This is a genomic window from Janthinobacterium sp. PSRC1-1 (assembly GCF_049897525.1).
Lineage (GTDB): Bacteria > Pseudomonadota > Gammaproteobacteria > Burkholderiales > Burkholderiaceae_D > Janthinobacterium > Janthinobacterium tructae.
Genome location: NZ_JAFCWK010000032.1, coordinates 1 through 809, shown reverse-complemented (window position 1 = coordinate 809; position 809 = coordinate 1). Strand labels below are relative to the sequence as shown.

General features: G+C 50.4%; 1 rRNA gene. It reads right to left on the bottom strand.

The features are described 5' to 3' along the window. Positions 1-809, bottom strand: a 23S ribosomal RNA gene (locus ACP7DW_RS28645); the annotation flags it as partial.

Genomic DNA, 809 nt, shown 5'->3' with positions numbered 1-809 from the left:
ATATCCGCAGCTTCGGTGACTGGCTTAGCCCCGTTACATCTTCCGCGCAGGACGACTCGATCAGTGAGCTATTACGCTTTCTTTAAATGATGGCTGCTTCTAAGCCAACATCCTGACTGTTTTAGCCTTCCCACTTCGTTTTCCACTTAGCCAATCTTTGGGACCTTAGCTGGCGGTCTGGGTTGTTTCCCTCTTGACGCCGGACGTTAGCACCCGACGTCTGTCTCCCAAGCTCGCACTCATCGGTATTCGGAGTTTGCAATGGTTTGGTAAGTCGCAATGACCCCCTAGCCATAACAGTGCTCTACCCCCGATGGTGATACTTGAGGCACTACCTAAATAGTTTTCGGAGAGAACCAGCTATTTCCAAGTTTGTTTAGCCTTTCACCCCTACCCACAGCTCATCCCCTAATTTTTCAACATTAGTGGGTTCGGACCTCCAGGGCGTGTTACCGCACCTTCATCCTGGCCATGAGTAGATCACTTGGTTTCGGGTCTACACCCAGCGACTGATCGCCCTATTCGGACTCGATTTCTCTACGGCTTCCCTATATGGTTAACCTTGCCACTGAATGTAAGTCGCTGACCCATTATACAAAAGGTACGCAGTCACGGAACAAGTCCGCTCCTACTGTTTGTATGCACACGGTTTCAGGATCTATTTCACTCCCCTTCCGGGGTTCTTTTCGCCTTTCCCTCACGGTACTGGTTCACTATCGGTCGATTACGAGTATTTAGCCTTGGAGGATGGTCCCCCCATATTCAGACAGGATGTCACGTGTCCCGCCCTACTTGTCGTACGCTTAGTA